We start from the raw sequence: 19,196 nt of genomic DNA, 5'->3' as shown, positions 1-19,196 counted from the left end.
CGAGCGTCTTCGAGCTGAGCGTCATCGGAATACCATCGTGACATGGCCCATTTAGACCACAATGGGCACTGGGGGTGCGTGCATCAATCGACAGCGCCGTCCTGCTTCGCCTTGTCGAGCAACTTCTTCCCACCAAGTGCCGGCAAGAATTGTCTGCACCAGTTGCATAGCTTCTTGCGTTTATCGAGAACGTTGTCGTGGGGATCGATCGATTTGATGTTGTTGAGCGCTTTCTGCAGATCTGCGTGGTTCTCGATCTTACCGTGCTCCGCTTCCCAGGCGTTGAGATAGCCGGTCATTGCCCGGGGCTCGGCACAAACACCCTTGGGGTGTCCCGGCTTGTCAACCCCTTTGGGGAGCGCCGTCTTGCTGAGGGCCTTGTTCACGGCCTTGTGGTGCCCCTCTGCGTCGGAGCTGTCGCCCGTGAACTTCTTTTTTCCGCCAACAGGCTCCTTGGTGATGATCGTGCACGTGCATCGACCAGCGAGCCCCAGGGGGTCGATCCGGCCCAGCGGATCCTCGACGTATCGATACAGGTTGAGGCCGCCGGCGATGCCGAGCGGATCCTGGCTGATATAACGGCCCGTCTCGGGATCGTAGTAGCGGAATCCGTTATAATAAAGGCCGGTCTCCTCGTCCTCGTACTGACCTTGAAAACGAATGGGCGTCTTGGTCGACTCACACCGCGCGAGCTCCGCATGGCCCCACGCGGACAACCGGATCTCGCACACGATGGTGCCGTCCGCCGCCACGAGGCGCTCCGGAGCACCGGCGGGGCCGTTCACGTAGTAAATCCAGTCGCCCTCGACGACATCATTCTTGTAGCGCCGTGATTCCCGCTGTGCCAGCGGTACGAATCCCCCCTCCTCGAAGCAATAAGATCTCTCCGAGACCACGGGATCGCCGGCCGCCGTCAGCGTTTCTTCGACGTCGTGCGCAAGGACGTTGCCATCCCATACGAAACGAGTCCGCGACACGAGAACGGCCGAGCGATCCGGCGCGGTCCTTTTCAGCACTCGCTTCTCGATGCGCCTGAAAAAGGGATCGTACGTGAATTCGACCCGTATATCATCACGCTCGACAGCCAGGAGCTGCCCTGCTGTCCCCCACGCATAACGTGTCACGCGCTCGGCGCCACGATCCGTCAAGGTTCTCTTTTCGACGAGCTGCCCGAGCTCGTCCCAGCGGTACCGTGACGGCCCCCACTGCAGGAGACGATTGCCCTGACCATATTCGGTGGGAACGGGGCCGTGCGGGGTGACCTCGTGTATGTTGCCGGCCGCATCGAAGCGGAACAGCTCACCATGCATGGACGCAGGTGTCGCGGCGAGCAGCTGGCCGATGGGATCGTGCACGTATCGCCGCGGTCCCTGGAGGTGATCCATGATCGCCTCGAGCTCTCCCTCCGCATTGTAGATGTACGTCTGCTGGAAGGTACGGCCATCGCTTCGCTCGCCCACCCATTCGGGGTGTCCCTGCCCGGTGTCGTGTGACGGAAACGGTGAGGATACGCCGCGGCGCACCAGCCGCCCTGCCACGTCGAAGGCGCTCTCGATCCGACCTCCACGCGGGAGGTTCCGGGCGACCTCGCGACCGAGAAGGTCAAACTCCCGCCGCACCGCCTGCCGCGGTGCCAGGAGCAGGTGGTCCTTCCCCGAGCTGGTGTCGTGCTGGTGCTGGATATGGCTGCCCAGGGAGGTCCGCCGCTCCAGGCGATCCCCCCAGGGGCTCCACCGGCTCTCGATCGAGTGGGATACGTCGCCGAACAGCTGGGTTTCGCGGAGAATACGCCCGGTGATGTCCCTCTCGAGGAGCACCGTACTGTGACCATTGCTGGTCCGAATGACATTGTCGAGCCCGTCGTGCTCGAACGTCTCGATGATCCCGCCGGGCAGGTGGCGCTCGACGACGGCGCCGACCGCATTACGCACGAGTTGCGTCACCCTGCCGAGCGCGTCCCTGATCTGGACGAGCTGTCCGGCGTGGTCGTAGCGGTATTGCGTCTCTGTCCCGTCGAACGTCGTCTCGGAGAGGATGAACCCGTTCGGAGTGTATTCGTAGCGATGCACCTCCCCGAGCTCGTTGTGGATCTCGAGAGGCTGCCCCTCCGCGTCATAGACGAATTTCACCCAGTGGCCGTTCCCGTCCTGCACCCCGCAGACCTTGTGGTATCCACCCCATACCACGTGCGTCGCGCGGCCCGTGGGACTCGTCATGGCCACGATCCGCTCTTCGCCGTCGTAAGCGTAGCGGCTCACCCCACCGAGGGGATCGCTCATGGCGACGAGCTCGCCCCTGTCCGAATAAGTGTAACGGCGTGTCGCCCCCAGCGGATCCGTCTCCGAGAGCCGCCGGCCCAGCGCGTCGTAGGTATAACGGTACACCGCCCCATTGGCGTGCTTCACCGACGCGAGGTTGCCGTGGGCGTCGTAGGCGTACGTGGTCAGGTGACCCGATGGATCCGTCAGCTCGATCAGGGCCCCGCGATCGTCGTATTTGCACGAAGTGATGGCGCCGACCTCGTCTACCTGCAGCACGGGATTTCCACAGCGGTCCCGCTGGATCTTCCGCACGCCGCCTGCGGGTGAAATGACTTGGGTCACGAGCCCGTACGCGTCACGCTCGAAGGTCGTCGTTCGTCCGAGAACGTCGGTCAACTGAAGCAGCCGCCCGCGAGCGTCGCGTTTGTAGACCACGGTGCCGCCCATCGCGTCCGTGCGCGACAGCATGTGGCCATGGTCATCGTAGGTGGCGGAGATCGTCGCCCCGCCCTCGACGCGCCTGTCGAGCGTGCCGTGCTCGTTCCCGAAATAGCGGCGCACCTCGGTGGAATCGGACACCTCCGTGTAGCCATTGGGTCCGTAAAACAATGCGCAATGATGGATGCCTTTGGCAGTCGTGACGCCGTCGCGCAGGCGTGCAGGCAATGGGCGAGATCCCAGGCTCGGATCGGCCGTTCCCAAGTATTGCCCCCACGACTCGACGCATCTGTCTTGCTCATCGTAGCGAAAATGGAACGTCAACCCGACACGATCGGTATCCATCGTCATCCGATGGTGCTCATCGTATCGGTACGTCGAGCTGTAACCGCAGGCGTCTGTGGCTTTCACGAGATTCCCGCGTTCATCGTATTCGTACCGCGCGAACGCGATCCACTTTCCCTGCGAAAGAGCGTTATTGACCTCGATCGAGGTCATTCTCCCGTCGGGCGTGGTTCGAACACGGACGCTCCGGCCGGCGCTGTCGATGATCTCTACAATGCGTTCTTCCGCGTACTTCAAGCGGATTTCGTTCCGGTTGCGATCGTGAATGGAAACGAGGCGATGACGCTTGCTGCCTGAGGCGCTGGCCGAGAACGAGCGCCACACCCCGTCATCCGCGTCGACCACGAACCCCCACGCTTCACGGCGCAGCACCCATCCCCACGGGCCGATCACCTCGCCGCCGACCGGGACCATGGGAAAATCGACGGCGATCCCCTGCTCATTCCACACGCGAATCCCACGCCGCCCGACCTCGACCTCCCAGCCGAACGTGTGTCCCCAGCCGTAACCGAGCCCCACGTCTCGATCGGCCATCTTGGAACTGTACATCCGGTGGAAGACGAGCGGCAGCGGACCCGGAAGCTCCAGATCTACGATGGGGTGGGTAAACGCGCGCCCAGTGACCACATCGACCGGATGCGACGCATACCCGCACTCGGGATACTTCTTGTAGTCCGGCGCCCCCTGCGCCCCCTTCCCATCCCCGCCAGCCCCATCCCCATTCCCACTCCCATCCCCCCCATTCCCACTCCCGCCCCCGCTCCCATCTCCATCCCCGCCCCCGCTCCCCATTCCCCCGCCCTTGACCACCACGCCCGGGCACATCCCCGGCGGGGCCGCCGCATCCGGCGCCGGTGACGTGGGCATGGCTCAGCCTCCCCCTTTGTTCATGAATCCCGGGCTCCCCGTGATTCCCTGCATCCCGAGCTCCACGAACACGACCGGCGCTCCCATCACGATGAAGCACGGCCCGCCCGTGTTGACGCTGACCACCTCTTTCAATGTCCCGGGCTGATTGCCAATGCACATCTTGAAACACGCCCCCACCGTCAGGATCTTCCCGCCCTCGATCTTCGTCCGCACGGGAGCGTCTTTGATGCCGGCCATCGACTGCGCCGTCACCGGATACGGCACCGGGATCGGGCTCGGTGCCGCTGGGGTCGTGCATACGCTCACCGCGAGCGGCACCATCTGGTGACCCGATTTCGACGTGACGCAATCCATCATGCATGCCGTGACGCTCATGCCCGTGCCTCCTGCCTCAGTCTCGCTTTGCGCTCGACAGCACCACCGCGGCCCGCTCTCCGCCGTCGCTCCCCGCGATCGCCATGGCGACGGGCGAAGGCGCATATCCATGCTCCCAGGCCGTCGCCGCCATCACGACGAACAGCGGTATCGCCGCAGCCCCCAGATACCCGATGCGCTGCGCCGGCGAATCGATGAAATAGGGCGACTCGAGCCCGTCCTGCGCCCTGACAAACGCGGATTGCCACTCGCTGAGCCGACGCATCTCGCCCGTCAGATCCGTGAGCATCCACCCGGCCTTCGCCCCGGACCTCGCGAGCGGCTCGACCGCTTGCTGCACGGCGTTCGTCAGTCCGAACGCCTCGTAGGCCGGCGCCTCGTTATCGGGCCGTGCACGCTCCCTCCCGCTCCCCACGCCGAGCACGCGCGCGAGGGGCGAAAATCCCCGGCGGCGCGCGTCCGCGTAGCGCATCAGCACGAAGAATGCCGCCGCCTCTCCCGGGATGCGGGCGTCGAGGTTGTCCGGAGAGAACAATCGCCCGCTCTCTTCGAGCGTGCGGATCGCGGCGGCATCGTAATCGCTGTGCACGCCCCCCAGCACCACGGCGTCGGTCTCCCTCGATGCGAGCGCGCGCAGCGCCTCCGGTAGGAGCGCGCCGAGGGCCGCCTCGCCCCGGGGAAATATCTCCACGGTCGCATCCGGCAACGCGCGTCGCACGACGGCGGCGAGCTCCCGCGCCGCCGCCCGCGCCTCGACATATCCCTCATCCAGCGTGATGTGCACCTGCGTCTTCGTGTGGCCAAGCGGCGAAGCCACCTCCTCGAATGCAGGCCTCGCGAGGAGCGAAAGCCGCTCGGGCCCCATGATGCGCGGGTCGATTGTCGGAACGAACCCCATCGTGATGGGCTCACCCGCCGCGTCCGCGAGGGGCGCTTCTGTCATTGCCGGAAATCCGGCGCGGAGCAGAAAACCGGTCTGCCGGGCATCGAGCCCGATCGGCGTCCGCGCCCCGACCTTCACGACCCCGACGGCGCTCACGCGGCCTCCTTTTCGACGACGATGATCTCGGCGTCTTTCATGCGACGCGGGGGCTGAAAGGCGGCGCGCCACACGAGCTCCACGGCCACCCCGTTCGATGCGAGCGTATCGATGAGGACCGTATCGACATGGGGAGCCAGCGTCTCGGGCGCTCGATCCTTTGCTTTCAGGGTCACCGCGACACGGATCTTCGGCAGCCGAAAGCTCGTGGTCCCTCCGCCGGGCGTCAGATTGAGCAAGGCCACGTCCTCGCCTCCACGCAACGGAGGCACGGCGGTGAGCCCCGGCGACGCACGGAGATTCGCTCGGTCGTCGTGATCGAGCGGCAAGAGGGGCGCGCGCTGCTTTCGCCAGGCGTCATCATAGGTACCGAGAAAACGCCGCCGCGGCTCCCAGTGCCGGCCGATCGCGCCGAGCCCCGCCGGGGGCGGGCGCGTGCTCACCGAATGAATGGGCTGCGAGGGATCCTCGATGAAGGGCGCGGGCTTGTGCGTCAACATCTCCGGATCACGCGCGATTCCGAGGCCCACGGGGTTGCGAGGCTCCTCCACCGGGCGAATCAGGTCGCTCGTATCGAGCCCGCCCCACGCGTAATCATAACGAAGCTCGATTCCCGTGGTGGGACGCGGCGCCGAGAGCCCGCTGCCCTTCGCCTCCCAGACCCGAAGGCCGAAGACGCGGACGATTTTCTCGAGCGGCCCGACCCGCACCCCCGCGTCGAACGAAGGGACCGCCTTCCCGCCGGGCGCATGCGCCGACGCGACCACGATGACGTCCGTACCCGGCTTCGTCACGCAGAGGTCCGAAGGATACTTGATGCTGCTCTTCTCCGGATCCCCCCAGGGCACGTCCGCGCCGCGAATGGCGCGCTGCTGCGCTCGCTCGGCGAATTCGACCTCTCCCTCCCCGGGCACGAGCACGAACGTCGCTTTCACGATGACGACGAGCCGCTCGCCGTCCTTGCCGATCAGCGGGAGGGGCGAGACTCGAAACTCGCTCTTGTTGTTCAAGCGCGGCGCGTCCATGCTCTCCTCATAGCTGCGACACGTTCCCCTTTTCCTTCACGTTCGGCGCCGTGATCGTGACGAGCGGCGACTTGATGGTGATCCCTCCGCCGTCGATCACCACCTCGCTCGCGCCGCACTTGAACACGATGGACTCCGACGCATCCACCTTGTGGAATGCTCCGACGAACATCCCTTTGCTCTTGGCCACGACGGTATGCGAGCCGCCGATCTTGTCCAGCACGGCCCCGCCCACCATCGTCGTCCGGCTCCCGCCGACGGTCTCCGATTCTGGTGCGCCGCTGACGACGACGAGGCCGAGGGCTTTTTCGGTCTTGTCGGCTAGGCACGTCTCCGCGCGCGTGCCCGCGACGAGCTCGACGCGCGCGGCGCCGACATCCTGCGTGCGCGCGCCATTCACCGTCGTATGAATGCCAGCCGCGGCGATCGTCACCTTGAGGCTCCCGATCGTCTCGTCGTGGGTCGACGAGCAAACGTTGACCGAATGCCCCGGCCCTGTCGCGCTGTCGGAGCCCGAATTGCCTCCCACGGCCCCGTCCGGCCCCGCCACGTTCGCCGCCGAAGCACCGCCGCCACCGCCGCCGTCGAGCCCGAGCGCCTCGCCGAGGCCCGCCGCGCCCGCGTCAATCGCGCCCTTCACCAGCGTATCGAGCCCGAGCGCGCTGGAGGCCTTCCCCGACGCGGCAGGCGCGGCGACGGCCATTGCATCGCCGAGCGAGGCGCCGAATGCGGACGGCGAAGGCAAACTCGAAGCCGCGCCGAAGACGCTCGCGGTGGCGCCGAGGTTCCCGCGGCTCACGGCCTCCATGGCGCCGCCCAGGCTCTCGGCTTTGCCCTGGAGCGCCTGGACCGGCCCCATCACCTGGTTCACCTTCGCGGCGACCGCCTGATCCAGCTTCTGGAGCGCGCGCTCCGCCTCCGCCTTGGCCGCCTCCGTTGCGGCTTTCACGGCGAGCGAGAGCAATGCCTGGATGGGATTGCCATCCATCTCCATCTGATTGCCCCCCACGGTCGTCGCGCTGTCCCCCTTCACGGTGAGCCCATAGACGGCATTCACCTCCACCGTCCGGTTTCCCCCGACGCTCGCCGTCTGGGCGCCGTCGACCGTGTTCAGATAGCCGTTCGTCACCTGGATCTTCTGATCCGCGCCGACCGTGAGCTTCGCGTCGACCTTGACGTTTTTCGTCTCATTGACCGCCGTGGATCGTTTCTTGTTGTTCGCCGTCGCCACGGTCGTGTTTTTCTGCGACCGGATGCTGATCTCCTCGCTCCCGGCCTTGTCTTCCAGGCGAATCTCGTTCCTGCCGCCGCCCCCCGGCGACGAGCTCGTCTGCAGCGCCGTGCGTGATTTCCCCTCGGGGAGGGCATACGGCGGCATCAACTTCCCATTGAAGACGCGGCCGGTCACGAGAGGCCGATCGGGGTTTCCTTCCTGGAACTCGACGATGACCTCCCAGTCGACGCGGGGCAGGAGGATCGCGCCGCTCGTTTGTGGCTGCGTGACGCGAATCCAGCACGAGGCCGTATCGTCGTTTTTCCCGTACCGATCCCAGTGGAACTTCACCTTGCAGCGGCCATGTTCGTCCGTATGGATCTCCTGCGCCGGCGCGCCCTCCGGCGCCACCACCACGGCCGTCTGCGGGCCCTCGATGATCGGCGCGGGCGTGCGCCTCGGGCTGCGGTATTTCACGTTCTTCGGGAGCGTCGTCGCGCGGGCGAGGTAAACCCCGTCGCGCAGCGTGTGCACCACGCTGCTGATGAAATACTCACCGTCGAGGTCGTCAGGCGCGTCGACGAGCGAGAGCCATCGCCCGGCCATGAGCCGCGGACACCCCGATTCGAGCTCGATCACCGCGCGCTCGCACTGCAGCGCCTCGAGCCGCACCCGCGCGAGGCGCTCGCCCTCGCTTTTGTCCTTGTAGAGCCCGGGATAATCGTAGACCTCGAGGTCCGGGTCCGCGCCTGCCGTCGCGCTCGCCGTGAGATCCGCCTTCGGCTTCTCGAAATCGTAATCACGCAGGACGACCTTGCCCGTCGTGGTCCGATATCGGCGCGTGATCACGCCGATCGCGTCCTCGATTCCCGCGAGCCCGGCGCCGAACCGGTAGGGCACCTCCTTGTCGCCTTCGATCGGATCACTCGCCGTGCTGTCGTCCGAAAAGACGAGGACCTCGCCGTCCTCGCCCGCCTCGGCGTGGAAGAAAATGCCCTCCTCTTCGAGGAGCCGCGACACGAACGCGAGCGAGCTCTCGTTGTACTGCACGCAATACGTCCGCTTCGGGTACGTGGCCGCGAGGCGCCACGCCTGGTGTTTGTCCTCGATACCCGCGCCACGCAGGACCTCGGAGGCGATCTCCTTCACGTCCTTGTCCTGGAAGATGCGGCAATCGACCTCGCGCGCGAGGAGCGCCATCCACGACGTGACGCGAATGCGGTAGAGCATGCTCCGCTCGTCGTCGTCCTCCGGCGTGCCGTCCATCTCCACGTCCGTCACGACGCCCGAGACCTCGTGCTCCGGCCCTCCTCGACCAAACGCGAGATACGCCGGGCGGCCGAGCAGCTCGTCCGGCTCCACATACTCGCCGTGGCGAACCTCGATTTCCGCCTCGGTCACGACGCCGAGCCGGCGCACGACGCGAAAGCTCACGACGTCGGACGTCTCGAGGGGCTCTGCCTGGAAAAACGTGGTCAACGTGCGCGTGGCCATGGCTCAATTGTCCTTGATGAGGCCAAGCTCGTCGCAATCGCCGTCGAGCGTGATCTTCGTTCCTGCGATCGATACCGAAGCCGGCGTGAGGGTCAGGGTCGAGGCGCCCATGACCACGCTGAGCAGGTTCTCGGCCTCGAACTTGACGTTCGTCGCCTTGATGATCTGCGCGCCCCCGGCGACCTCCAGGAAATCACCTTTGCTCTGGTCCTCGCGGTCCCCGGATACCTTGTTGATGATGGCGCCGATCACCTTCTGGCTGAGGCCCGCGCCCACCTCCACCGCGCGGCCGCCGCTGGAGATGACGAGCTTCGCCAATCCCGCGGTCTCCGTCCTGCTCCCCTTCACGGTGACCGTACGATCGGAGGCTGTCATTTCGACCAGCACGGCGCCGACCTTGTCCTGCATCGTGGCCATGGTCTCCTCGTCGACCGAGCCTGCCACGAGGTCGACCTGCATGCCGCCAATCGAGAGCGTCGAGGCGCCGGTGACCGTACGCTTGTGATCCCCGCCCGCCTTCAAATCGCGATTTCCCCCGACGGTGAGCGCGTGGCTGCCCACCTCGTCGACCATGTAGGTCGAGACGTGGACCGTCTGGTTGCCGCCCACGGCGAGGTCCTGGTTTGCGCCGATATGGGCGGACATGCTGTCGGTGACCGCCAGCGCATGGTTCGATCCGACGGAGCGCGTCTCGTTGTTCCCCACGCTCTCGGTCGCATTGTTGCCCGCGGAGACCGAGCCATCGCGGGACGCATTCATGAACATCTCCTCGTTGCCTGCGCGGTCGTCCATGCGGATCTCATTCGAGGATCCGCCGCCCGGCGTCGTCGCGGTCTGCAGCGCCATCCGCGTCTTGTTCGCCGGCAAAGGATAAGGAGGCGGCGTGCTCGCATTGTACAATCGCCCGCCGATGAAGGGCTGGTCCGGATCGCCCTCGACGCACGCGACGCAAACCTCCCAGCCCACGCGCGGCGTCAGCATTCCCCCGCCGAGGGGGACCTGCGTCGTGCGGATCCACAGGCTCGACGAATCGTCCGCCTTGCCCCGCCGATCCCAGGGGAACAGGACCTTCACCCGCCCATGTTTGTCCGGGTGAATCTCCTTGCCAGGCGGCCCCGTCGTGACGGCCAATTGCGCTCCCGCGACCGACGCTGCGCGCGGCACACGCGGCGGCCTGTACGTCGTTTTTTGAGTGGGGATCGCGCGAAACGTGAGCCGTTCCCCCTGCCCTTGCCCACGCCGGTTCGTCCCTCGGCGCGCCTCGAGCTCGATATCGAGCCCGATGACGAGATATTCCTGGTTGAGCGGCTCGTACGGATGCTCGGAGAGCTCGAACGTCCGCCCCGGGAGGACACGCAGCGCGTTCGTCGTCCCCGTCACCACCTCCCGCCGCGCGCGCAGCGATTCGAGGAGCACCTTGGCACGCCGGTCCGCCACGGAGGGCTCGGTGAACCGGCCGGGATGGACGTACACCTCCAGCGCCTTCTCGGCCTCGTCGTCGCCTTCCGCCTTCCCGTCGAGCTTCAATCGAGGCCGCTCGAAATCGTAGTCGCGCAGGTGCACGCGCCCGGGCACGGTCGATCTTTCATGCGAGAGCGTCGTGATCGCGTCGCCGGTCGCGGCCAGCCCCTCCGCCGGGCGAAAGACGATCTCGGTGTCGCCCTCGACGGCCTCGGGATCGCCGTCGAAAAAGACCACCACGTCGGTCCCGCTGCTCGAATCCACGAAAAAGGCGATGCCCTCCTCGGAGAGGATCCGCCGCACGAAATCGTGATCCGTCTCGCGGTATTGCGTCGTGTAGACCCGCTTCGGATACGCGCCTCCGAGCTTCCAGCGCTGCTCCTTCGCCGGAATCCCCGCGCCCGTGAGGACCTCTTTCACGATGTCGGGGGCCGACATGTCCTGGAACGTGCGGCAATCGGCCCGCTGGGTGAGGCGAAAGAGGTGGTGGCGCGCGACGAGACGCGTCCCTGCCTCCTCGTCGCCTCGCGTCGTCGTGCTCTCGGCCTCGACGACATACCCTGCGAATTTCCGCTCCTCGTCGCCCCCGCGGCGCGACAGCGTCAGGAGAAGCGGTTTTCCCACGAGCGTCGCCGGATCCGGCCCTCCCGCGTGATCCGTGATCTCGCACCGGAGCGTGCCGATCTCGTCGAGCGCCTCGCGCGCGGAGAGCGCGAGCAGGTCGAACGGAGCGCCGTCGATCGTGAGAGAATGTTCGAGCTCGACAGGGTTTGCCATGGCTCCTCACCCGATCTTCAGGCTCGCCGCCTGCTTCACGATGCCCACGGCCTTGATCGAGATCTGGGAGCCCTTCAGCGTGACCGGACCGCCGTTCAACTTGATCGAGCTCCCGCCGCCGTTGAATTTCCCCACGCCGCCGCCGAGGACGATCGTCGGCGCTTTCACGATGTAATCGCCAGCCACGTTGCGCAGGTGGACTCCGCCAATGAAGTTCTTGACGCCCTTGGCCTCGGTGGAGAGGGCCTGGACCATGTGCAGCTCGGCGGCCAGGTTCGTGTGGTCCTTGCTCGCCGTGACGGTCTCGACGCTCGTGCCGCCGACGAGCTGCACGATGGCGAGGCCCGCCTTCTCGTCGTAGGTCGAGAGCATGTTGTCGTCGATCGAAGCGAGCGAGAGGTTCGCCTGGACGGAGCCGACCTCGCGCGTGAATGCGCCCGTGATCTGCTGGCGCACGCCGCACGAGATGGTGATCTGGTTCCCGCCCACGGTGGAGTCGCGTGTCCCGCCGACCTTTTCGACAAAATCAGCCTTGGCGTGAAACTGGTCATTGCCGCCGACCGACGTGCTCTGCGCGCCTTTCACCTTGACCTGGAGCGCGTTGCCCACGTCGATCGACTGATTCGCGCCCACCGAGGTCCTCTCGTTCGCGCCCACCGAGACCGCGAGGTTGCTGCCGACGCTGTGCGTCTCGTCCACGCCGACGGTCTCGTTCTTGTCATGGCCGGTCGTGACGTTGAGATCCTTCTTCGCGGCGATCGACATCCCCTGGCCGCCCGCCGTGTCGCTCATCTTGATCTCGTTGTGGCCGGCGCCTCCCGGCGTGGACATGCTCTTGAGGGAGCTGTCGGCCGCGGCGCCGGGCAGCGCATACGGCGGCGTATTCTCGGCATTGTACGCGCGTCCGAGCACGAGGGGGCGATCCGGGTCTCCGTCGACGAATGCCACGGAGACCTCCCAGCCCACACGCGGCAGGACCATCGATCCGCCGAGGCCGAGCTGCGATGCGCGCAGCCACACGCTCGACGAATCGTCCTGTTTGCCCGAGCGATCCCAGAGGAAACGTACCTTGACGCGGCCATACTTGTCGACGTGGACGCCTTGCGCCTCGTTCGACGGGCCGGTCACGATCGCCGTCTGCACGCCGCGGATCCGAGGCTTTTTCGCGCGCCTCGGCGCGGCGAACGGCGCGCCCTTGGGGATCGCGGAAAACTCGTTCTCCGAGGCATCCCCGCCCTGCTTTCCGCGCGCGCGGAGCTCGGTCACGACGAACGCGCCATTGAGGAACGGCTCGCGCGCCCCCTCGACCACCATCGGCGCGCCACACACGAGCCCTGCCGCGCGACTTTTGCCCTGACAAACGTCGAGGTCGCCCCGTAGCGCGCTCAGCCTTCGATTCGCCTTCCGTGATCCCTCGGCGCCCGCGACGAAACCACCCGGATATTCGAAATGCCGGAGCGGGATGGGCCCCGGCGCGGGGACCTTCGCAGTCGGGAACACATCTGGCTTCTCGAAGTCGTAGTCACGCAGCTCGATCTCCGTCGCTCGCAGCGTCTTCTTGCGCTGGAGCGCGACGAGCGGCTGGGCGCCCGGGCCAAGGCCCTTGCGGCGCGAGAGGAGCACCGGCTCCGCCCCGTCCTCCCCCACGAATGCCTCCGGATCGTCCGCGAAGACGAGCTTGTGCCCCTCGGCCCCGTGCGAGAAGAAGTAAAAGATGCCCTCCTCCTCCAGGAGGCGATGAACGAAGTCCATCTCCCTTTCGTGGTATTGACAAAGGAACTCGCGTGGTGCGTAGGTCTGCCGCAGCCGCCATTCCACTTGCTCGTCGACGCCCGCCTCGCTCAGGATGGCCTTGACGACGTCCACCGGGCTCTTGTCCTGGAAGATGCGCGAGCCTTCGCGGTGCTCGAGGGCCGCCAGCGCCGGACGCAGCCGGAGATGGAAGAGGAAGTCGCCGCCGCGGTACGCGAGGAGCCCCGCGCGGTCCGGGAGGCCGTCGTAGTAGCGGATCCCGCCGCGCCCATCCACGACCTGAAGGAGGACGCGGCGCTGCAAGCACGCGTCCACGCGAAAGGCTGGATCCCGGGTCGAAAACTCCACATTGACGGCATAGGGCAGCGAGATGGCCTCGTGCGCGTCGTAGGACTGGACCTGCACGTCGCTGGGCAAATGCTCAGCGGCGAGGATGATTTGACCGAGGGCGCCCTCCCGCATGCTGGTCTCCCGGTTCGAAGAACCCGCGTGGAAGCTAACCAGAGGAGAGGCGGACCAGCAAGGGCTCTTCCGCAAAGCGTCGCGCTGTTTTAGGCTGACGCGAGCCGCGAAGCAGCGGCGGAGGCACCGATGGCCGGTCGCAGGGAGACAGAAGAGGCCGCGCAGTTCGTGGAGGAAGCCGTGGAGGCGCCGGCGCACGCGCCGGAAAGCCCGCGACTTTCGCTCGAGGAGCTCTTGCCCGGCTCCTCGCCTGTGCAGACGTCGCGCAACCGGCCGCCGTTTTTGTGCTCGGCTCGCCTCGTCTCGCTGGAAGGGCGTCGCGCGACCGTCACGTGGCGAGGAACCACGGAGCCGGTCGAGGCCCACGTTGCGCCCGAGGTCGAAGAAGAGTTGCTCGTCCTCGCCCTGCGAAATCGTGACGGCGTGCTCGTGGAGGTCGGCGACGAGGGCAGCCCGGTCATCGTCGGCGTGCTGCAGACGCGTCTTCCGCGCGAGATACACATTTCCGCGGACAAGGTCTCGATCGACGCGGCCGAAGAGCTCGTGCTACGCGCGGGACGCGCGGCCCTGCGGCTCCGCGAAGACGGGGACGTCGAGCTCGTGGGGAGCCGCATCAGCGCCGCGTCGCGGGGGCTCTTTCGGCTCGTGGGACGCATCTTGCGGCTCAACTGACGTTCCGAACGTTCGCTGCCAGGAATCGGACGAGCGTACGCAATTCTGCGTAGAAAGGGTGCGGCCCCCCGAGCCGTAGTCCTGTATGTGAGCGCGACGCGCGCGAGGGCCCGGGCGCTCAAGCGGGCGTCGCGAGCACCGCGGACATTTGATCGGCCGAGAGCGAGGTGTAATGCCCGACCTCGTACGCCTTCACGCCGATCTTGCGCCCGCGGCGCACGGCCGCCCCCATCTCGGGCCAGGCCGCGGCGAGCGCGTCGATCGTCTCGTCGAGCGCCGCGTCGAGCCATCGGCAGACGAGCTCGATCGTCTCGACGGCGCGCATCAGCGCCTCGGCCCGGTCGACGGCCTCGGCCGCCTCGGGGACGAGCAGCGAGCAGGCGCTTTTTTTCCCACGATCACGATCCTGCCCGAACGCGGCGACGAACCCCGAGCGATCATTCGCGAGGCGCACCCGGAAATCGAGGAGTGGGAGGGTCGCGTCGAGCGCGAAGATGCCCGGGAGCGGGACCTCGTCGCGAGGGACGGTGAGCGCTGCGGTTCGGAACGCGAGGCCCGCGCCGATCGTGTTCACGTCGAGCAGGTAAAGCAGGACGCGCAGCTCGCGTGCCGCCTCGGCGGCGCGGGTCGGCTCATCCGAGCAGATTCGCACGAGCCGGGCCAGGCGATCGGCCATGACCGGCGACGCGAGGGGGGCATAATGACCGAGGATGGCCCGGGCAGCTCGCAGGGAATCTTCCCCGGCCGCGACGAGCTTCCCGACCATCGGGTTGTCCGTGACCGGCTGCTCGTATTCGCGGACGCTCGCGGCGTAATGGTCACTGAGCGCGCCGCACCACCTGCGGAGCAGGGCGCCGGAGGCACGATCCCGGAGATGCGTGTACATCTCGACCCATTGCCGGGCGATCGCCTGCAGCACGGCTGCGCCGTCGAACCCCGGCGCCTCCCGCGGGACGCAACCGCCACGAAGGGCCTCCCGCAAATACGTCGCATACGCAGCGCGCCTCCGTGCCGCGTTCTCGGGGGTTTCTCTCTCCGGCATCGTGTCGAACAGGACGTCACCCACGGCGACCAGGATCATGTATTTCGCGACCACCTCGGCCCTCTGGCAATCGGGGAACAGGCGGTACGCCGTGCGCAGGTAACTCGTTGCGCCCGGACAACCCGCGTCGTCGATCGGCAAACCGGCTCCCTTCGCCCATCGCGCGAGCTTGGCGACGAACAGGCGCTCGGGGATCTCCTCTGGCGAACATGCCAACCGCTGCGCATCCGGAATCCTCGCGGCGAGCTCCACAGGGCGAGCCTCCGGCTCCTGTGCGATCAGACGACCCAATGCATCGGGCGGATCGAGCCAATCCTCCTCGGACGCAGGGCCGCGGCCGGGCGGGGCAGGGTTGCGCTCGGCCCCGAGGAGGGGCGCGCTGTCCAGAAAATCACGCGCCGCTCGCGCGATCGTGGTGACCACGGTCGATGCGTCGATCCCGCAAGGCCAGACGCTCGCGTATCCGAGTCGGGGAAACGTGGGGAGCGTGAGGCCATCTGGTGTTTGCCCCGGCGCGACGATCACATCGAACCCCGCAGGCGCAGGGCTCTCCGCGCATCGGTCGTGGTGGACGATTCGCACGACGTGTCGATCGCTCCGGCGCAAGCCGAAGCGCCGGGGCGGCTGTCCTTTGGGGCCTGTATACACGGCGGAGGCTTTCTGGCGCGGCCCCGTGCCGGGCGCGAAGAGGCGGTCGAGCAGGGCGCAAACCTCCGCGGGGCTCGATGCAGTCTGGAGCGTCAGGTCCATCGCGGGCAACGCAGCGCCGGCGAGCTCCTCGACGAGGCGCGCGAGCGCGAAGGCGTCATGCCCGAGCGTGAACGCGGAGACCCGCCGCTCGAGCGCGCGCGCGAGCATTCGATCGATCTCCGTCATCGTGAGCTCGGGCCATAACGTGCTCGTCCCATGGCAAAACTGGGAGGGCGAGGTGTCGATCCCGCTCGTCCGCACCACGCCCTCGTCCTGCATGCCCGTCCGGAGGATGATGTCTGCCTTCTCGCGGATGGCGATGTCGCTGTCGTAATCGACGGCCAGCGTCAGGCGTAGGGTCGGCTGATTCTCGTGTGCGGTCGCCCGTTCGATGGCCTCGAAATCGTCTGCGCACGCAGCGGCGTACCCGCCCGCCGCTCGCAATCGTGAGAGGCGCCCCGCGAGCTCGATCCGGACGCCCTGCATGGCGCCTCCCGTGACCGCCGCGCCGAAATGGACGAGCGCCTCGTGCAGCTCGCGAAAAAAGCCCTGGGAGCGCTTCGAGACGTTGTCCTGGGAGAGGACACATGCCACGACGCGCGCCACACGACGATCGTCGCGCAGGTGCCGGGCGAGCTCGATGAGCTTCTCGCCGCCCGCGCCATATCCGCGGCCGCAAGCGCTCTTGGCGCGGCCGCTTCCGTCCATGAGCGCGAGAAGGACGAGCTCGTCGGCGAGGGTGACGAGCGGTGGCAACACGAAAGCGAAGACACGTCGAGCGATGCCCATGATTCACCTCGAAGGCTCGAGCCGGCGGCGCAGCTGTCGTCCGCCCGCGATCCGCGCACCCCTTCCGCAGGGTTCGTGCCGCGCGATCACGAAGTCCTTTCGAGGACTTACGAACCATCCCGCCTGGCCTGTGCCCCAACTTCGGGCAAGTTTGGGGAAGTTGGGCGGGACGAAGGGCCCCGCCGAGCGAGCCTCCCCGGGATCCAGATCATGGCCCACGAGCCCCCTTGAAGTCGATGCGACGTTTCTCGTACGCTCCTGCCAAGCGAGGGAACTCGAGCATGGGCGCGCAGAGGGCGGACGCGGTCGAATCTCTGAATGCCGAGGATCGTCGCCTGGTCGAAGGGGTCGCGGGCACATTGCGGCAAATCCCGGCCCAGGGCGCGCCGGCGGCCGTGTTCGATGCGCTCCGCGTCTGCATGCCGATCGCCGGAGGCCTCATTGGCAGCATGCGCGCGAGCGGCGCCGGCGCGATCGTGAGCCACGCCGTGCGCCTCCCCGACGACGTGCTCGAAGGCTGGGCGAGCGCGCCCGTGGAGCAGCTCTCCCTCATGCTCGCGCCGCTCGTCCCGGCGGCCCCGGGACAGCTCATCTCCGACACGCAAGCGATCCGCGGCCCTCTCCGCGAGCAGATCGAGCTCATCGACGTTCTGCATTCCTGTGGCCTCGGAGAAGCCGCGGGGTACAAGGTGAATGGCGTGAGCCCCGGTCTTGCCGGCGAGCTGCGTTTTTTGACGTTCGCGCTGGAGCGAGATCGAACGTTCACCGACCGAGATCGCTCGATGCTCAAGGCGCTCCGCGCGGAGATCCAGGCCTCTCTGGATCGCCTGCGGCTCCCCCTCGTCCCCTCGCAATCGATCCTGACGCAGATCGTCGAGGAGCGCCGCCTCGGGTTCATTTGCGTCACGCGGAGCGGGCGGTGCGTGGAGCTGAACCAGCGCGCGCACGAGCTCGTGACCAGGTATCGATCCGGCGCTCGCATCGACGGAAATCGAGCCATCGTTTCGCGGTTCGCGGAGCGCGCCATTGCCGAGATGCACGGGCGAGGCGCGTGGCACATCGCACACGAAAGCGGCGACGATCTCGAGGTGTCCGCGCATTGGCTCGCGAAGGAGACCCATCGGCTCGGCGAGGATCTGGTCCTCTTGATGTTGCAGGAGGCGCCCCGGCCGCGACGGACGAACCCCCTGGAGAATGTCAGGCTGACGGCACGGCAACGGGAGATTGTGCGGTTCCTCGTGGAGACCGGTTTGTCCTACAAGGAAATTGCGCTGCGGCTAGGCATCGAGGAAGGGACGATGCGGAAGCACGCCGAGAACATTTATCGGCGGGCCAACGTGCACTCTCGGCCCGAGCTGGTGGCGCTGTTTCGTTGATACGACGGGGCCTCTGAAAGACGGAGCTCCGTCGATTCACACGTACGCACATCTTCGTATGGCTGCGGCGAGCCAGCGGGCGTACGTGTCTTTGAAGCCTCACGTCGGCTGGGACCATTGACCGGTCCACCCGCCCGCCCATGACAAGCGGCATCTGAAAAGGAGCGAATCGAATGAACATTCATGAGCGACGGCTCTCGATGGTGGCCCCCTTTCTCGTGATGCTCGCGTGCTTCGCAGGATGCGGAGGCCCCGAGCCTGACAGCAACGGCAGCAGCGGCGGCGGCGGCAGCGGCGGCAGCGGCGGCAGCGGCGCCTCCGGTGGCATGGGGGGCATGGGAGGCATGGGGGGAGCAGGCACGGGAGGCACGAGCAGCAGCAGCAGCAGCAATGGCAGCAGCAGTAGCAGCGGCACGGGCGGCGTCCTCAATTGCAACAACGGCATGGTCGTCGATGAGCCCGACGCTTCGAAGCGCTGCAAAGACGCGCCCATGGGCAATCAGGTTGTCAATGCCATCCCGAAGCCTGACAAGATGGTCTGGGCCGACGAGGTGGTCGAGGTTTCGTCCGAGTACCAACCGGTGGACTGGTCGAGCAAGCAGGCCCTCGGGGCGCCGGACGTCTATCCTGCTGGCGTCGATGCGAAAAAGGCCTGGGCGACGTTCGGGCTGGACAACCCCGACGAGTTTTTGACCGTGGGCTTCAAGACGCCCGTGATCGGCGAAGCAGTCTGGGTTTACGAGACATACAACCCGGGCGCCATCTCGAAGATCACCATCACCACGAGCGAAGGTGACAAAGTGATTTACGAGAACCCGAACCCGAGCGCCATTGGGAGCTGCGCGCACGTCCTCGCCGCGCCGACCCAGACCTGCGCGCCGATCTCCGCCGTGCGCATCGACCTCGCGTCCGAGAAGGTCGACCTCTGGAACGAGATCGACGCCGTCGGCATCCTTCCCCCGCCCATACCCTGACCCGGAAAGCGTCTCGCCGGTCCGAGGTGGCGAAGTCACCTGAGGACGCCCTTCCCCGCGGCGAGCGGATCCCGCAAGTCCTGCCGCGCACGTGCAAACGGTGCGCGACGCACGCGAACGCCAGGTCCTTTGGACGGGATG

The 19,196-nt window shown here is 66.8% G+C and carries 11 protein-coding genes; 3 read left to right on the top strand and 8 right to left on the bottom strand.

Annotated features, from left to right (window positions below; genetic code table 11):
- Positions 1 to 83 precede the first annotated feature (83 nt).
- From QHF85_RS05965 to tssI (QHF85_RS05935), 7 genes are all read right to left on the bottom strand, one after another.
- Positions 84 to 3,836, bottom strand: a complete 3,753-nt coding sequence (locus QHF85_RS05965; protein ID WP_281326131.1) for an RHS repeat-associated core domain-containing protein — start codon at positions 3,834 to 3,836, stop codon at positions 84 to 86.
- 78 nt (positions 3,837 to 3,914) lie between these two features.
- Entirely contained in the window at positions 3,915 to 4,289 is a 375-nt protein-coding gene (locus QHF85_RS05960) for a PAAR-like domain-containing protein (RefSeq protein ID WP_281326084.1), read from the bottom strand.
- 16 nt (positions 4,290 to 4,305) lie between these two features.
- A complete protein-coding gene (locus tag QHF85_RS05955) occupies positions 4,306 to 5,328 on the bottom strand; it encodes a hypothetical protein (protein WP_281326083.1) in 1,023 nt (340 codons plus the stop codon).
- Positions 5,325 to 6,353 (bottom strand): DUF2169 domain-containing protein, encoded by a 1,029-nt coding sequence (locus QHF85_RS05950; RefSeq protein ID WP_281326082.1) that lies wholly within the window; start codon positions 6,351 to 6,353, stop codon positions 5,325 to 5,327. The genes QHF85_RS05955 and QHF85_RS05950 overlap by 4 nt, the downstream gene beginning before the upstream one ends.
- A gap of 7 nt (positions 6,354 to 6,360) precedes the next feature.
- The gene (tssI, locus tag QHF85_RS05945; RefSeq protein ID WP_281326081.1) at positions 6,361 to 9,060 is read right to left on the bottom strand and encodes a type VI secretion system tip protein TssI/VgrG; all 2,700 of its coding nucleotides are present in this window, start codon (positions 9,058 to 9,060) and stop codon (positions 6,361 to 6,363) included.
- 3 nt (positions 9,061 to 9,063) lie between these two features.
- Positions 9,064 to 11,298, bottom strand: a complete 2,235-nt coding sequence (gene tssI / locus QHF85_RS05940; RefSeq protein ID WP_281326080.1) for a type VI secretion system tip protein TssI/VgrG — start codon at positions 11,296 to 11,298, stop codon at positions 9,064 to 9,066.
- A gap of 6 nt (positions 11,299 to 11,304) precedes the next feature.
- The gene (gene tssI, locus QHF85_RS05935; RefSeq protein WP_281326079.1) at positions 11,305 to 13,512 is read right to left on the bottom strand and encodes a type VI secretion system tip protein TssI/VgrG; all 2,208 of its coding nucleotides are present in this window, start codon (positions 13,510 to 13,512) and stop codon (positions 11,305 to 11,307) included.
- Between the two features lie 129 nt (positions 13,513 to 13,641).
- Here tssI (QHF85_RS05935) and QHF85_RS05930 point away from each other — a divergent pair, with 129 nt between their 5' ends.
- The gene (locus tag QHF85_RS05930; protein ID WP_281326078.1) at positions 13,642 to 14,184 is read left to right on the top strand and encodes a hypothetical protein; all 543 of its coding nucleotides are present in this window, start codon (positions 13,642 to 13,644) and stop codon (positions 14,182 to 14,184) included.
- Between the two features lie 118 nt (positions 14,185 to 14,302).
- Here QHF85_RS05930 and QHF85_RS05925 read toward each other — a convergent pair whose 3' ends face one another.
- Positions 14,303 to 16,705 carry a hypothetical protein gene (locus tag QHF85_RS05925; RefSeq protein WP_281326077.1) on the bottom strand — a complete coding sequence of 801 codons (2,403 nt, stop codon included), beginning with the start codon at positions 16,703 to 16,705 and terminating at the stop codon, positions 14,303 to 14,305.
- A 281-nt stretch (positions 16,706 to 16,986) separates the two neighbouring features.
- On the opposite strand from QHF85_RS05925, the gene QHF85_RS05920 reads away from it, so the two are divergent.
- Together QHF85_RS05920 and QHF85_RS05915 are read left to right on the top strand one after the other, a co-directional pair.
- On the top strand, positions 16,987 to 18,081 hold the full coding sequence (locus tag QHF85_RS05920; RefSeq protein ID WP_281326076.1) for a LuxR C-terminal-related transcriptional regulator: 1,095 nt from the start codon (positions 16,987 to 16,989) through the stop codon (positions 18,079 to 18,081).
- A gap of 173 nt (positions 18,082 to 18,254) precedes the next feature.
- Positions 18,255 to 19,055, top strand: coding sequence for a hypothetical protein (locus QHF85_RS05915; protein WP_281326075.1), 801 nt, complete (start codon positions 18,255 to 18,257; stop codon positions 19,053 to 19,055).
- Positions 19,056 to 19,196: the final 141 nt, after the last annotated feature.

It is taken from the genome of Polyangium sp. 6x1 (assembly GCF_029946515.1).
In the GTDB taxonomy this organism is placed as follows: Bacteria; Myxococcota_A; Polyangia; order Polyangiales; family Polyangiaceae; genus Polyangium.
This window is presented reverse-complemented; position numbering and strand designations above follow the sequence as displayed.

Coding starts and splice junctions, on each gene's coding strand:
- QHF85_RS05960 (WP_281326084.1), bottom strand. CDS start 4,289: ATGAGCGTCACGGCATGCATGATGGATTGCGTCACGTCGAAATCGGGT.
- tssI (WP_281326080.1), bottom strand. CDS start 11,298: ATGGCAAACCCTGTCGAGCTCGAACATTCTCTCACGATCGACGGCGCT.
- tssI (WP_281326079.1), bottom strand. CDS start 13,512: ATGCGGGAGGGCGCCCTCGGTCAAATCATCCTCGCCGCTGAGCATTTG.
- QHF85_RS05925 (WP_281326077.1), bottom strand. CDS start 16,705: ATGGGCATCGCTCGACGTGTCTTCGCTTTCGTGTTGCCACCGCTCGTC.
- tssI (WP_281326081.1), bottom strand. CDS start 9,060: ATGGCCACGCGCACGTTGACCACGTTTTTCCAGGCAGAGCCCCTCGAG.
- QHF85_RS05950 (WP_281326082.1), bottom strand. CDS start 6,353: ATGGACGCGCCGCGCTTGAACAACAAGAGCGAGTTTCGAGTCTCGCCC.
- QHF85_RS05965 (WP_281326131.1), bottom strand. CDS start 3,836: ATGGGGAGCGGGGGCGGGGATGGAGATGGGAGCGGGGGCGGGAGTGGG.
- QHF85_RS05915 (WP_281326075.1), top strand. CDS start 18,255: ATGAACATTCATGAGCGACGGCTCTCGATGGTGGCCCCCTTTCTCGTG.
- QHF85_RS05920 (WP_281326076.1), top strand. CDS start 16,987: ATGGGCGCGCAGAGGGCGGACGCGGTCGAATCTCTGAATGCCGAGGAT.
- QHF85_RS05930 (WP_281326078.1), top strand. CDS start 13,642: ATGGCCGGTCGCAGGGAGACAGAAGAGGCCGCGCAGTTCGTGGAGGAA.